General features: G+C 61.3%; 12 protein-coding genes. 1 reads left to right on the top strand and 11 read right to left on the bottom strand.

Annotated elements, in window-relative coordinates; genetic code table 11:
- Positions 1-34: 34 nt before the first annotated feature.
- Positions 35-961: an SdiA-regulated domain-containing protein gene (locus tag F8N85_RS27055; RefSeq protein ID WP_224795758.1), complete on the bottom strand. Its 927-nt coding sequence runs from the start codon at positions 959-961 to the stop codon at positions 35-37.
- A 535-nt stretch (positions 962-1,496) separates the two neighbouring features.
- On the opposite strand from F8N85_RS27055, the gene F8N85_RS27050 reads away from it, so the two are divergent.
- A complete protein-coding gene (locus F8N85_RS27050) occupies positions 1,497-1,967 on the top strand; it encodes a YbhB/YbcL family Raf kinase inhibitor-like protein (protein ID WP_150806567.1) in 471 nt (156 codons plus the stop codon).
- Positions 1,968-2,204: 237 nt separating this feature from the next.
- Here F8N85_RS27050 and F8N85_RS27045 read toward each other — a convergent pair whose 3' ends face one another.
- The 10 genes from F8N85_RS27045 to F8N85_RS35630 all read right to left on the bottom strand — a co-directional run bounded on the left by F8N85_RS27045 (position 2,205) and on the right by F8N85_RS35630 (position 14,247).
- Positions 2,205-3,770, bottom strand: a complete 1,566-nt coding sequence (locus F8N85_RS27045) for an amino acid permease (protein ID WP_150806566.1) — start codon at positions 3,768-3,770, stop codon at positions 2,205-2,207.
- A gap of 171 nt (positions 3,771-3,941) precedes the next feature.
- A complete protein-coding gene (locus F8N85_RS27040; protein WP_150806565.1) occupies positions 3,942-5,102 on the bottom strand; it encodes an iron-containing alcohol dehydrogenase in 1,161 nt (386 codons plus the stop codon).
- A 3-nt stretch (positions 5,103-5,105) separates the two neighbouring features.
- On the bottom strand, positions 5,106-6,497 hold the full coding sequence (locus tag F8N85_RS27035; protein WP_150806564.1) for an aldehyde dehydrogenase family protein: 1,392 nt from the start codon (positions 6,495-6,497) through the stop codon (positions 5,106-5,108).
- Between the two features lie 7 nt (positions 6,498-6,504).
- Positions 6,505-7,878 carry a glutamine synthetase family protein gene (locus F8N85_RS27030; protein ID WP_150806563.1) on the bottom strand — a complete coding sequence of 458 codons (1,374 nt, stop codon included), beginning with the start codon at positions 7,876-7,878 and terminating at the stop codon, positions 6,505-6,507.
- Between the two features lie 435 nt (positions 7,879-8,313).
- Positions 8,314-11,592, bottom strand: a complete 3,279-nt coding sequence (locus tag F8N85_RS27025) for a DUF6701 domain-containing protein (RefSeq protein WP_150806562.1) — start codon at positions 11,590-11,592, stop codon at positions 8,314-8,316.
- On the bottom strand, positions 11,589-11,960 hold the full coding sequence (locus tag F8N85_RS27020) for a hypothetical protein (protein ID WP_150806561.1): 372 nt from the start codon (positions 11,958-11,960) through the stop codon (positions 11,589-11,591). Before F8N85_RS27020 ends, F8N85_RS27025 begins: the two co-directional genes overlap by 4 nt.
- Before the next feature lie 46 nt (positions 11,961-12,006).
- Positions 12,007-12,903, bottom strand: a complete 897-nt coding sequence (locus F8N85_RS27015; protein WP_150806560.1) for a type II secretion system protein — start codon at positions 12,901-12,903, stop codon at positions 12,007-12,009.
- The gene (locus F8N85_RS27010; RefSeq protein WP_224795757.1) at positions 12,900-13,358 is read right to left on the bottom strand and encodes a prepilin-type N-terminal cleavage/methylation domain-containing protein; all 459 of its coding nucleotides are present in this window, start codon (positions 13,356-13,358) and stop codon (positions 12,900-12,902) included. Before F8N85_RS27010 ends, F8N85_RS27015 begins: the two co-directional genes overlap by 4 nt.
- On the bottom strand, positions 13,355-13,807 hold the full coding sequence (locus tag F8N85_RS27005; RefSeq protein ID WP_150806559.1) for a prepilin-type N-terminal cleavage/methylation domain-containing protein: 453 nt from the start codon (positions 13,805-13,807) through the stop codon (positions 13,355-13,357). Before F8N85_RS27005 ends, F8N85_RS27010 begins: the two co-directional genes overlap by 4 nt.
- Positions 13,807-14,247, bottom strand: a complete 441-nt coding sequence (locus tag F8N85_RS35630; RefSeq protein WP_150806558.1) for a prepilin-type N-terminal cleavage/methylation domain-containing protein — start codon at positions 14,245-14,247, stop codon at positions 13,807-13,809. Before F8N85_RS35630 ends, F8N85_RS27005 begins: the two co-directional genes overlap by 1 nt.
- Positions 14,248-14,253 lie beyond the last annotated feature (6 nt).

The raw sequence follows: 14,253 nt of genomic DNA, 5'->3' as shown, positions 1-14,253 counted from the left end.
ACCGGCGAAATGTCAGTGAGCAGGGGCGCGGCGGTTATTTCTTCTGGAACTTGTAGAATAGATTGGGCTCGCTGACCACATACAGGTTACCCGCGCTGTCCATCGTTACGCCTTCGGCTTGCGGTGCATGGGCCTTGAGTTGCGAAACGCCGCTTCTCAGGGGCAGGAAACTGACGAACTTACCGTCACCATCCAGCTCGATGATTGACTTCGATTCGTCGCTGAGGATCAGCAGGTGGCCCGTCCCGGGGTGGTAATAACCGTCGGACAGGTCGCTGGCGAACACGCTGCGATTGATCCATGAGGTCAGGTCCCCGACCTTGATTTGCAACGGGCCATCGAGAGACTTCATGACGCCCGAGACTTCGAACAGCTGGCGGGGGTCGCGTTCTTTGATTGCCAGCAGGCGATCATTTGCGGCGTCATAAGTAACGCCTTCAAAGCCTTTGTTGGAATGGCTCAAATTGATCGCCAGCGCGATGAATTGTGCCTCCTCGACCTGAATCGGGCGCACCGCAGTCGGCAGATCGATAATGTCCAACTGTTGAAGACGTTCCTCGGCCAATGCCACACGGCCGTTACCCAGATAGGTGATGCCTTCGAGATCCTTAAACCCTGACAGCGGATATCGCTCAAGCACTTCACCGGTCTTGCTCAGGGCCAGGAGTTCCACCGGTGAACCATTGGTGACTGCCAGCAGGCGATCACGATCATAGTCATAGGTGATCCCGGACAGGTTGTGCCGGATACTTTCCAGCGGTTTGCCATCAATCACCGGATGATAGTCCGGCAGCCAGATGTTTTTGCCAGGCGCGGTATCACCCGTCCAGCGGTTGTGCAGGTAGAAATACACTTGTTGATGCCAGTAAGACCGTGAAGAGGTGGCATACAAAACAATCAGTCCAAGGACCACCAGCGACCACCCAAGCCGTCGCAGCCGTGAGCCATGCCGAGGTTTCACGCGTTGCTTCTCTTGGCCAGGCTTAGCCTTTCCCGTTTCAAATAACATCCGTTACCTCTCCATTCACCAGCAACCCGGGGACGTCGTCGACTATTTAAAGTTTTAGCGGGAACTCATAGAGCCGATGTGTTCCACGCGAAGCGCTAGACCCTGGCGCGAGAGGTCTCTTGTTAGTGCCCTGGCTCCGCGCACTGTAAAGGTCGGAAGATGTTTATAGAGTGGAATGGTAGACAACTAATCGCAGTAGTGTCATGAGAACTAGCGGGTGGCCCTGAATAGCCTTGCCTGGTATCGGAAGCGATATATTTGGAAATGAGAATGCCTGCCTCCCTTGGCCGCTCGCCTGGAATCGCTTAGCCAGGCCTTTCATGGACATCCCGAAACGGTATTGCAGAACGCTAAAGCCGGACCCGGAACCCATGCCTGATGCCAGGCAGTGCGCCGTGGCGCAACTATAGTGTTTGTTATCGGGGATATCGGGGCCCCCGCGCGGCATCGAGTCTGTTGTCAAACACCCTTCAAAGAGGTAACCGCCATGCCACTCGTGCTCGAATCGCCTGCTTTTCCTGCCCAGGGTCCGATACCGGTGCTTTACAGCTGTGAGGGCAAGGATGTTTCTCCGCCGCTGGCCTGGAGTGGTGTGCCGCCAGGCACCCAAAGTCTGGCGCTGATCATGGACGACCCGGACGCGCCAGATCCCGCGGCCCCGAAGATGACCTGGGTCCATTGGCTGCTCTATAACTTGCCCGCAGGGACAACCGGCTTGGCCGAAGACCTGCACACGCCGCCGCCCGGCACGCTACAGGGGCTCAACGACTGGCAAAGGATCGGCTACGGTGGACCCTGTCCGCCCATTGGCACCCATCGGTACTTTCACAAGCTCTACGCGCTGGACACGGTCTTGCCGGACCTGAAGCTACCAACCAAGGCTCAACTGGAAAGCGCCATGCGCGGCCATGTCCTGGCACAGGCCGAGCTGATAGGTACCTATCGTAAAACCCGCTGAGGCTTGGATGTCATGAAAAGCAACGCTCCCAGCGTCGGGCACACTTCCTGTGGCGAGGGGGCTTGCCCCCGTTGGGCCGCGAAGCGGTCCTAAAACCAGGCGCTGCGGTTCATCAGTTGGAGCACGTTCGCCGGTTTTACGACCGCTGCTCCCGAGCGCGGACCGGCCGGCGGGAGCAAGCTCCCTCGCCACAAATGTCACTAGACGGAAGAATCCCGTTTTTCATGGCGGTGGCGTTCAGCTTCCAGTTTGTTTATTCAACGCCTCTTCAGCCGCTGCGATTTCGGCCTGGCGCTTGATGATCGTCTCGCCCATGGGCGGGCCCTGGAAGCGCCGGGCTTCAAAGGCGAACCAGACGATAGCGGTCAGAACCAGAAAGCCGATGGTGATGTACAGCGCCCAATCGTTCGGCGGCTGAATGCCGATGATGAAGATCAGCACCATGGAGAGGATCGAGAGGATGGCGAAGAATGAATACCAAAAGCGCCCCATGTTCCACGGCCCCATGGTCGGCCACTTAGCGGTGCCGAAGGTAAACAGGCCCAGGATGATGGGAATGACGAAGGAGAAGAACAGGAAGATCACCGTGCAGGACACCACAATGGTGTAGACCGGGGTTTCGCCGATCGATACCAGGGACGATCCCCAGACGAACAGCACCGCGAGCGTGGCGCCGGTCCAGATCGCCGCCACCGGGCTGCGATGCTTGGGTGAGACCTTGGCCAGGGCTTTGGAGCAGGGCAGGCCGCCGTCACGCGAGAACGCGAAAATCATTCGTGAGACCGAGGTCACGGTCGCCAACCCGCAGAGAAACTGCGAGATGAAAATCGCCAGGTACAGCGCCATCTTGACGTTCGGGTTCACCTGCGTGTCCATCGCCCAGAAGAACACGTTCCAGCCATGGGTTGCCGCTTCGTCCATGCTGGGCAGCATCAACACAAACGAGCTGAGCATGAGCCAGCCAAACAACAGCGACCAGACCACCGACATGACCATCCCGACCGGCACCGACATGGCAGCCTGGCGGGTCTCCTCGGAGGTATGCGCGGAGGCGTCATAACCGGTGATGGTGTAGATCGGCAGGAGCAGGCCGAGCATGAAAATCCAGCCGTTCGACACTTCTGGCCAGACGTTACCGCCGGTCTCGCCGGAATAGTTGCCGAAGGTCACCAACCGGGCGAACTCATAGCTGGGCGCGGCGATCAGGCAGACGATGGTCAATGCGATCGCCGTGGCGAAGATCAGATAGCCCGAGAAGTCGGTGAGCTTTGCGGTCAGGCCAATACCGAAGTGGTTACACAAGGCCTGGATGCCGGTCAGGATGCTCAGGAAAATGATCCGTGTGGTGATGGTGTCTTCCATTCCCAGGGCCGGTCCGAAGGCCCCGAAAAAGAAGTAATAGGTACCGACGTTAATCGCGCCGAGCACCGTCACCAGCCCCAGCAAGTTGAACCAGGCTGTCAGCCAGCCGGCGAAGCGGTTACCGAGAATCGAACTCCAGTGATAGAGACCGCCAGCGGTGGGGTAGGCCGAGGAAATCTGCGCCATGGCCATGGCGAAAACCCCGGAGATCAGGCATCCGATCGGCCAGCCGATGCCGATGGCCGCGCCGCCCGCGCCCGAGGTGCCCTGGGCCAGCGAGTTGATGCCACCCGAGAGGATGCAGATGATCGAAAAGGAAATGGCAAAGTTGGAGAAAACGCCCATGCGTCGTGAGAGTTGCTGGGCATAGCCCATGCTGTGCAACACCTTGATGTCATCGTCTTGCGGCGCGCTGGTGCCGGGCTGGCTTGCTGGACTCATGATCTGTGCCCCTTCAGGTTTTGATTCACATCCATTGGCGTTGTGCGTTGCCGAATGGGCTGGCCTTCAACCCCCTGTCGTACTGCTCCTGCCTCTAACCCTGCCTCTAATGGATGGAACCCATTCATGCTGCGTCTTGGCCATGGACAGCCGTAGGCTGCGACCTTGGTTTTACAGACGGCCGTGAAAAGCCGCGTCGAAAATCTGTGCCGCGCCGTCCCGGGTCAATGGCAGCGGGTTGCCGCCGGCAGAGGGATCGACAATCGCCATGTCGGCGATCAGGTCGGCCTGGCGATCATCCACGCCCAGTTCAAACAGCGTATGCGGTACGCCGATGTCCTTGCGCAGCTTGAGGACGAAGGCCAGGAAGCTGCTGAAACCCGGGGAGGGCAGACGCAGATAAGCCGCCAGGCGGGTGATGCGTTCCTCGATAGCCGCTCGATTGAACTGCAGGACATAGGGCATCAAGGTGGCATTGGTCATGCCGTGATGGGTGTCGTACAGAGCTCCCACCGGATGCGCGAGCGCGTGCATCCCGCCCAGACCTTTCTGGAAGGCAGTGGCGCCCATCGCGGCAGCCGCGAGCATTTGCGCTCGCGCCTCAAGGTCCGAAGGTGTGTGTACGGCCCGTACCAGGGCATTGGCCACCAGCCGCATGCCTTCCACCGCGATACCCTCGGCCATCGGGTGAAAACCCGGGGCGCAGTACGACTCCAGGCAATGCGCAAAAGCATCCATGCCGGTGCCGGCGGTGACCTTGGCCGGCATGCCGATGGTCAGGGTCGGGTCACTGATGACCACCCGCGGCATCATTTTCGGGTGGAAGATGATGCGTTTGGTGTGCGTCCGCTCATCGATGATCACCGCCGCACGGCCGACCTCGGAGCCGGTCCCCGCGGTGGTCGGCACCGCAATGACCGGGGCGATGTGACTGTCGTCGGCGCGGGTCCAGTAGTCGCCGATGTCTTCGAAATCCCAGACCGGTCGGGTCTGGCCGCTCATGAAGGCGATGAGCTTGCCCATATCCAGGCCGCTGCCACCGCCGAAGGCGACCACCCCATCGTGGTTGCCCGCGCGCCAGGCGTCGAGCCCACCCGCCAGGTTGGCTTCGACCGGATTGGGCTTGAGGTCGGAAAACAGTGCTACGCCAAGACCGGCGGCGCGCAAGGCCTCCAGCGCCGCCGCGGTGATCGGCACGCGCGCCAGGCCACTGTCGGTGACCAGCAACGGTCGCTGGATACCCTGGCTGCGACAGACCTCGGCCAACTCGGCGATGCGGCCGACACCGAAGCGAATGCTCGTGGGGTAGTTCCAGTTTCCAGTCAGGCTCATGTTCTACACCTCGTGGCGCAGATGGAAGGATTTGGCTCGGGTCAGATGTTCGTAGCCAAGGCGCGACAGGGTTACGCCGCGCCCGCTGTTCTTCACTCCGGTCCAGGCCAGGGCCGGGTCCAGGTAATCGCAGCGGTTCATGAAAACCGTGCCAGTGTCGATTTGGTTGCCCAGGTGTTCGGCGGCGGCGAGGTCTTGGGTCCAAATGGACGCGCTGAGCCCGAACTCACTGTCGTTCATCAAGGCGATGGCTTCGTCGTCGCTGGCCACCGGCATGATGCCGACCACTGGACCAAAGCTTTCCTCGCGCATGACTGACATTTGATGGGTAACGTCGACTAACACCTGCGGCGCGAGGTAGGCGCTGCCCGGCGCGTCTGCGGGAAAGGCCTTCGGATCGATCAGTGCCCTGGCGCCCTTGGACAGTGCGTCGGCGATCTGACCCCGAACGAATTCAGCGGCGCTCGGCGTGACCATTGGGCCGAGGGTGGTGGCTTGGTTCAGCGGATTACCGAGCACGTATTGGCCGGTCAAGGCAACGAAGCGCTCGACAAAGGCCGGGTAGATTTTTTCATCGACATAAATACGCTCGACGGCACAACAGCTCTGCCCGGAGTTGAAGAAGCTGCCGTCCACCAGGTTTTCCACCGCGTGCTCGAGGTTGGCGTCTGCCCGCACGTAGGCCGGGTCTTTGCCGCCGAGCTCCAGGCCGACGCCGAGGAAACCTCCGACGGCAGCGTGTTGCATGGCCTGGCCGGCGTCCACTGAACCGGTGAAGTTCACCTGCTGCACCCCTCCAGAGGCAATGATCGCCCCGGTATAGACATGATTGAGCAGCAGGTTCTGGAACAGCCCTTCAGGCAGATTGGCGCGGCGCATGGCCTCGGCGAAACGTTCGCCGACCAGCAGCGTTTGTGAAGCGTGTTTGAGGATGACGCTGTTGCCGGCCATCAGCGCCGGAATGATCGTATTCACCGCCGTCAGATAGGGATAATTCCAGGGTGCGACGACCAGGACCGTACCTAACGGCTCGCGTTTGATATAGCGCCGAAAACCCGCGACAGGCGTGGGTTCAAGCGCTGCCAACGCTTCAGGCGCAATGGCGATCATATGCCGGGCACGCTCTTCGAACCCGCGCAGCTCAAAGGCGCCAAAGCGCACCGGGCGGCCCATCTGCCAAGCCAGTTCAGGCACGATTTCAGCCTTCATGGCCAGCATCGCGTCCACCGCGGCGCTACAGAAGGCGGCGCGTTCGCTCAGTGGCCGGCGTTTCCATTGCGCCTGGGCGGCTGTGGCCGCCCTCAGAGCCTGGTCGATTTGCGCAGCATCGGCGCAACGACGTTCGGCGTAGACCCGGCCATCGACCGGTGAGATGAGATGAATCATCGAGGTCATGGTGGTCTCAATAGCGCTCGAAGCCGCGCTGCAGTTCCCAGTCGGTGATCCGCCGGTCGTACTCTTTCTGCTCCCACTCGGCGGTGTGTACGTAGTGCTCGATCACTTCATCACCGAACGCCTCGCGCAACATGCTCGAGGCCTTGAGTGCGGCGCAGGCATCGCGCAGGGTCTTCGACACTTCAGGCAAATGCTCATCGAGGTAGGCATCGCCCTCGAAAGGCGGCGCGAGGTCGAGCTTTTCGTCGATACCGGCCAGGCCCGCGGCGATCAAGGCGGCGAAGGCCAGATAGGGGTTGAGGTCGGCGCCGCCGATGCGACATTCGATGCGGATGGCTTTGCTGCCTTCCGCGCACAAACGAAAGCCCGCGGTGCGATTGTCCCGACTCCATACCGCCCGCGTCGGCGCAAAGGTGCCGGCCTGGAATCGCTTGTACGAATTGATGTAGGGCGCGAGAAAGCAGGTGATGTCGTTGGCGTATTTGAGCTGCCCGGCCACCCACGAGCGCATCAGCTTCGACATGCCGAACTCGGCCTTGGGGTCGAAGAACAGCGGCTTTTTGGCATTTTTGTCCCACAGCGAATTGTGTACATGGCTGCTGGAACCGGCGGCGTCATAGCGCCACTTGGCCATGAAGGTGATTGCCTTGCCCTGCAGTTGGGCGATCTCTTTGCAGGCGTGTTTGATGATGACATGGTGGTCGGCCATGGTCAGGGCATCGGCATAGCGAATGTTGATCTCTTCCTGGCCGGGGCCCCATTCACCCTTGGAGTTTTCCACGGGAATGCCGCAGGCCTGCAGATGCTTGCGAATGGCCCGAAGCACCGGCTCCTCGCGGGTAGTCTGGAGGATGTTGTAATCCTCGATGTAATGGCCGGCGGTCTTCGGTTGGTGATAATTGCGCTCGTGGATGGCCGCGTAACTCTCATCAAACAGGTAGAACTCAAGTTCCGAGGCGAACATACCGGTATAGCCGCGTTCGCGCAGGCGCTCGATCTGTTTTTTCAGGATTGCCCGCGGGCTGTGCGGCAAGTCTTGCCGATGGTGATGATCGAGCACGTCGCAGAGCACCAGCGCCGTGCACTCCAGCCAAGGCACGCGGCGCAGCGTGGCCATGTCGGGTTTGAGCACAAAATCGCCATAGCCTTTGCTCCAGCTGGCAGCGGCGTAACCCGGCACCGGCTCCATGTCGATATCGTCGGCCAGCAGGTAGTTACAGCAGTGGGTTTCTTCATGCCCGCTGTCGATGAAAAACTCGACCTGGAAACGCTTGCCGACCAGTCGCCCCTGCATATCGACCATGCACACCAGCACGGTATCGATCTCGCCGGAGGCCGCCGCGCGCTTGAGTTCTTCGAAGGAGAGGAGGGGCTTGGTCATCACGTCAATCCTGCGTGAAATGTTTGGGCCAGTCTGAATTGTCGGATCTACGCCGAACCTGTACGCCTACAGCCGCTCATTGTCGGATGTATGCAATACCTGCAGGAGCTGGCGTAGCCTGCGATCTCTTGATCGTTGCGCAGACAGCGCCAAGCCCGAAAAGATCGCAGCCTGCGGCAGCTCCTACCCGGATGTACGCACTACCTGTAGGAGCTGGCGAAGCCTGCGATCTTTTGATTTCCCGCAGACCAGCGCCAAGCCTAAAAAGATCGCAGCCTGCGGCAGCTCCTACCCGGATGTACGCAATACCTGTAGGAGCTGGCGTAGCCTGCGATCTTTTGATCTTCCCGCAGACCAGCGCCAAGCCCGAAAAGATCGCAGCCCGCGGCAGCTCCTACGAGCTTAGCCCAAGTTTCGACGATCGAAACCCGGCGCTTAGCGATAAACCTCCCGGTGAAATATCATCGACGGCGAACCTCGATAGATGCCGAATCTGGCCAGCCCCGTTGCCGCCTCGCGGCCCTTGCCATTCCAGTCATAGAAAAGCCAGGACGGCATTGCCGCTAACTGACCGAGGACTGATCCATTGATGCCGGGAGCCTGCAGGCGCAACAGGCCCAGGCCGGCGCTCGGCGCGATTAACGTGATCTTGTCATTGCCATAATCTTTCTGGCCGAGCTGTCCCGTGTAGGAGCTTAGCCCCGGCGCCTGCAAAACGGTGGCGGTGGTGCAGGTATCCAGGCCTTCAACCCGAAAGCTGCCACCGGCAACGTTTTGCCAGGTCTCGATGCTCAAGGGCAGGTCCAGATTCTGATATTCCGAGCCATGGGCGTTACCCAGACGCAAGCGACCGAGACGGACTTCGCTACCCGGGCTGTTGGCGAAGTCATAGTGATACGCCGAACACCCATTGCCACCGCCAAAACAGGCACCATCGCTGTCGGTCAATGATGCAGCGCTGAAGCCCCCGACAATGGCCGCAATAAATGGCCGGTCATCGGCCAATGGCAGGATGGCCGGGGTGTACCGCAGGGTTTCGTTGCGCCAGCGGTAGCTCTGGGTGCCGTCGCCATCGTCGACACCACCTCGCGTCAGACTGGCTCCGCCACTGCTGGTCAGGCGCCCGCTGGCATCCAGGCTGAGCTTGCCGGTATTAGAGGTGTAGGCATTCGGCACCGGCGTCGCCAACCGCCAGAATGCACCGCGATCATAGTTACGCGTGATGCTGGCGGCGCGATTGAAACCGGTGACCTTCAAGTCAGGCTCTTGTCCGGCGGCAAAGGCCATGGGCTGACCCTGATAACTGAAGGACGAATTACAGCTGGGCGTCAGACTGGCACTTGCCTGGACGCCCAGATAAGCGGGAATCAAGCGTCCGACCAGGCCGCTCTGACCGCCACTGACGGTTTCACCGAAATAGGCATTGGCCAATGGCGTTGCGCTCAGTCGAAATACACCGACCTCGGAAATCGAGGTGAGGGTCGTCGTCTGGCTACCTGACTCATGACGGTATGCAGACGGCGAGGCTGTTCCATTGTCGCCGCCCACGGGCGCGACCACTGCGCTGACCAGGGGAATGTCGGCCATCCGGAAATTGCCCGTGACGATATGGTTGCTGCACAACGCCGCCGCTGTCAGTGGCTCGCCGTCTGCCAGCCAGCCGACCGCCTGGATGCGCAGGGGAAATGCGTCGCCCGCGCGCACATTGGGGAACACCTTGCAATCGCTACTGACACCGGCAACGCTGCACGTGGAATCGGTCTGCAGGCACAGGCCGTAGGGTTTGGCGACGAACACATCGTTCCCGCTCATGGTGAGTCCGGCATCGTTGTTGGCGGCGCTGCCCTGGTAGCTGGCCGTGAGCATCATCTGCCCGGCATCGTCGTAACGGACGGTAAGGCGCGCGCTGCCGGTGCTGTCGAAGGCGAGATCCAACTCGCGCGGGCTGCCCGTTACCGAGGTGCCATTGACCAGCACCGGTTGGCTGCCGGTACCGGGATCAAGGTAGGCCGAGGTAAAACTCAGTTTGCGGGTGACACTGGAGAAACTGGGCACACAGGCCTGCGAGGCATCGCTTTTTTTCACGGCGCGCAAGGCAATGTTGCTCTGTGGTCGGGCCGCGATCAGGGTTGGCACATCGAAAATAAAACCGCTTTCGGCGTAGCCGATCGTACAACCGCTGGTCGAGCAGACGACCGGCCTGGTGCTGGCAGGGACCGACGAGAGGACAGCCAGGCTTACATTCCCCGCTGAGCCGCTGCGCAATGTTGCCTGGGCACTGCCACCGCTGAAGGTCAGGGTGTTGCCGCTCATGACTGCCGGCGGTATGGCTGTCCAGCCGCTGGTGGGGCTAAGGGTAATACTGACGGGATCGGCGTAAAGGCTGCAGTCGGCACTGCTGCAGGCACTGATGGTGATCGGCTGCGGATTGCAGGTCAGCGCTGCGGCCCCATAGCTGAACGCGAAGTGATCAAGGGCCTTGGTCGGCGGCGTAGCCTTGCAACTGGAATGGTTCTGACCGGATGAGCAACTGCCGGTGATGGTGGTGGCGCCGCCGGCCTTGATGGTGCCTTCGATACAACTGTGGGTGGAGGTGATGGCGCCACCGGCCTGGACATTGCCGCCGACACTGGTGCGGGTGAGGGTGATAGCGCCACCGGCCCGTACATTGCCGCCGACGCAAGTGTCGGTAGTGGTGACGGCGGCAGCCGCATTGACATCGCCCGAGACGCTGCCGCGCACCAGGGTGATAGCGGCGGTGCTGCTGGTGAGGTTGCCGGTCACCGGCGCATCGGTCGCCGTAATCACGCCGGCGGCCAGGATATTACCGCCGACACTGCCACGGGTGAGTGTTATAGCGCCTGCGTTGCTGGTCAGGTTGCCGGTCACCGGCGTGGCCGTTGCGGTGATGGCGCCTTCGGCGCGAACGTCATTGCCCACGCTACCTCTATCCAGGGTAATCGCCCCCGTGCTACTGATCAGGTTGCCGTTGACCTGGGTGTCAGTCCCCGTAATGGCACCGTAGGCCTGGGCATCGCCACCGACGCTGGAGCGGGTCAAGGTGAGCGCGCCTGCGCGGCTGGTCAGCGCTCCGCTCACCTCGCTGTCGGATTGAAGAGTGACCGCCCCCAGGGCCTCGACAAAACCACCGACCTTGACATCGGTCAGCGTAATGGCTCCGGTACTGCTGATCAGGTTGGCGCCGACCGAGCTTCGCGTGGCCGTAATCGCGCCGCCGGCCAGAGCATCGCCGGCAATAGTGCTGCTGATCAGGGTCATGGCGCCGCGGGCGGTCTGGACGGAGCCTGTCACCGTGGCGTTGTTCATGCTGATGGCGCCATCGGTGGAACTCACCGAAGCACTGAACGTACTCCCGGAACCCTGGACGTTAATCGCCCCGGCAGCGGAGACCAACGTCACCGTGTTACTGCTGGTGCCGATGGTGTTGGAGTTCAGTGAAAAACCCTGATTCGCCACCACGGTAATGTTGCCGACGATCAAGGTGCCGGTCGCCAATGCGTCCCCGCCATTGAGGTTCATCTGACCGCTGCAGGTGAACGTATTGCCGCTGCGGGTCCAGGCGCCTGAGCATGGCGCATTTGTACCCGTCAGGCTGAAGGTATAAGTGGTGGCGGCGTGAGCCAGGCTGGTCAGCGCCAGGCCCGCCAGAAGCACAACGCACAAGCCCCTGCGGATGAATGCTTGTCTGCTCATGGAGTGCCTTGTTCTATGGTTGCGGCAAGTTGTCGATAGGCGTAATCGGAGCGGCTGCCTGGCGTACCGTTCTGCGCGGTGGAGGTGAAGCGGAAGATCTGTACGGTGGAGCCGTTGTTATCCAGGTAGCTAGTGCCGTTGCAGGCCACGCCGAGATTGAAATCGGCAAGATTATTGCCGCTCAGGTCGGGGGTTCCCGCCACGCAATGGCCGGTGTTCATCACCTGGATTATTCCCCACTCCAGGCCGGCCCGCGCAGCCTGATAGGCCCGTGCTTGCTGGATGGCCAGACTGTTGCTCCCGTGTTGCAGAGTGGACAGACGCGCCATGGCGATCACCACCAGGGTCACCACGATGAGCAAAAACATGGCCGCCACCAGGCCAAAACCCTGGGTGCGACGAGGCCAGCGGAGATCAGGGCGCATTGTCGACATGGACCTGTTGCAAGAGTTGGAAGCTTTCGCCTTCGAGGGTGATCCGCAACACCAGGGACAGTAAGCCGCTGCGCTGGGTGCTGCCGGCTTGGTAGGTGAACTGGGTTTGCCCACAGTCGACATTGCGTGCCATAGGCACGGGACTGGAGTCGGCGGGTGGGGCAGCGGGTAGCGCAGGCAGCAGTCGGTCATAGCTGTAGCGCAGCAATTGGCCATTTTGGCAGCGAAAGCCCACCACCGACCTGGCCAGATACAATCGATGCTGCGGCGACTCGTAGGCGAAGCGAAAACCGCCGACGGGCAGGTTGCCCACCGCGATCAGGCTTTCCCCTGCCGGGGCTCCCGGGATCAGGCTGAAGGTGCTGCCGGTGGGGGTCATCACGCCCGGGTTAGCGGGTGCCCAGAGATTGCTCCCGGCGACCGGAACACCCCCCGACTCGGCGCCGATGTTGTACAGCACCATCCAGCGCGCGCCTGCGGGATCGAACGCCGCGTCCAACACCTGCACGCCATCGCAGCGACCGCCCACGGTGGTGCTGGCGCAGGTGCCGGCCGCCTCCGTGGAAAACCGCAGGCCTTCGCTGTCCTGCCGGTTCGAGCGGTAGCGCGCGGCACTGTGAATCAGCAGCAGCTCCACCGCCTGGCCATCGGCCGATACCCGAATCGAATTGGGCACGGCCATGCGCACATCGCGGATCATCCGGTCGAGTGCGCTGGCCGCTTGATCCACCAGCGCGCCGCGTCGGCTCTGATCGACGAAACCCTGCAACGGACTCGACAGCACACTGCCAATCAGTACCAGGACAACGCCGGCCAGGGCGATCACCAGGACCAGTTCGACCAGGGTGAAACCGCGGGTGTGTGCTGAGCTGCTCATCGATAACGCGTCCGATAGGCGCCGAGCACCAATGCCTGATTGGCCGGGTCGGTCACCGTGACTTCCACATACAGAACGTCAGCCGCCGGCAGGCCTGCCCAGGCTTGCGGATTGACCGTGACATTCACCCGGTAGCCGGCGAGGGCGACGATCGGCGTGGTATCTGATTGCCGGACTCCGTTGTCATTCAGCCCGGCGTAGTTGCAGACCAGCTGATATTGACTGCGGCTGGCCGGGGCGGGAGGGCAGGCGACACCGCTTGGGTCGGCGAAATCCTTGAGCAGGATTTCCTCGAGGTAGGCCTCGGCAATGTCCAGGCTCTGCTGGCGCAGCAGCGGGTCGGCCGAGCGGCTGCTGATAGCGGCCATGGCACCGAACAAGGCCGCCGCCGCGATACCGATGATCACGATGGTGATCACCAGTTCGATCAGGGTCATGCCCCGTTGGCGCTTCACTGCACCAGACCTGTTTCGGCCGTGACGTTGAAGGTGAAACCGTTGTTGACGGTTCCGATAGTGGCACTCGCCGCGCTGGACGGACGGCCCAGCGAGTCGAATACCACGGGAAAATTGACCGTTGTCAGCGTCACATCAGTGGGCGCTGCAGCGGCAAAGGTTGTTTCGCCATCCGGGCTGCGGACCTCGGCGCTGTAGGCGCCGCTGGTACAGTTGGCCGCCTGGCGCAGGCGGTAACCGCCGGCATCGAGGCTGACCTGGGTCAGGCAACCGCTGGCCAGGGCAACTTTCTGCCCGTAGCGCACGGCCGCCAGGGTTTCTTCGAAGAACAGGCGTTCATCGAACACCCGTCGATCAAAGAACCGTGGCCCGACCACGGCCGCGAGGATGCCGATGATAACCATCACCAGAATCAACTCGACCAGGGTAAAGCCACGGTTGTAAGGCATTAGCAGTCGGTGCTGCTAGCGGTAACGACAACAGTAGGGGCGGCTGTTGCTGTCGCTTCCGTGTAGACGACCTTGCAAGAGGCTGGTGTCGTGGCACCGGTGGCGGTCACTGTGCCGGGTGTAGTAGCCGTGTCTAAACCTTCCCCGGAGATTTGCGCTGCATCCAATATACCCGCCAGGCTTGGGTAGCCGTTCTTCATTGCGATATCTTTGCCTTCAAGCTTAACGCTAACGTTAGGACCGGTACCCGCTACCAGAAGCGCCGAATGCGCAATAGCCGAGGCTGAGCGCATGGATCCCGCTACAGCATTGATGGTCGCGGCCCTGGCATTGCCGCTGACATCAACAAACCGCGGAAGCGCAAACGCCGCCAGGATGCCAAGAATAACAATCACAATGATCAGCTCGATCAGGGTGAAACCACTTTGTTGACTTTTCACTGTGTA

The sequence above is a fragment of the Pseudomonas fluorescens genome (assembly GCF_902497875.1).
Lineage (GTDB): Bacteria > Pseudomonadota > Gammaproteobacteria > Pseudomonadales > Pseudomonadaceae > Aquipseudomonas > Aquipseudomonas fluorescens_BR.
This window is presented reverse-complemented; position numbering and strand designations above follow the sequence as displayed.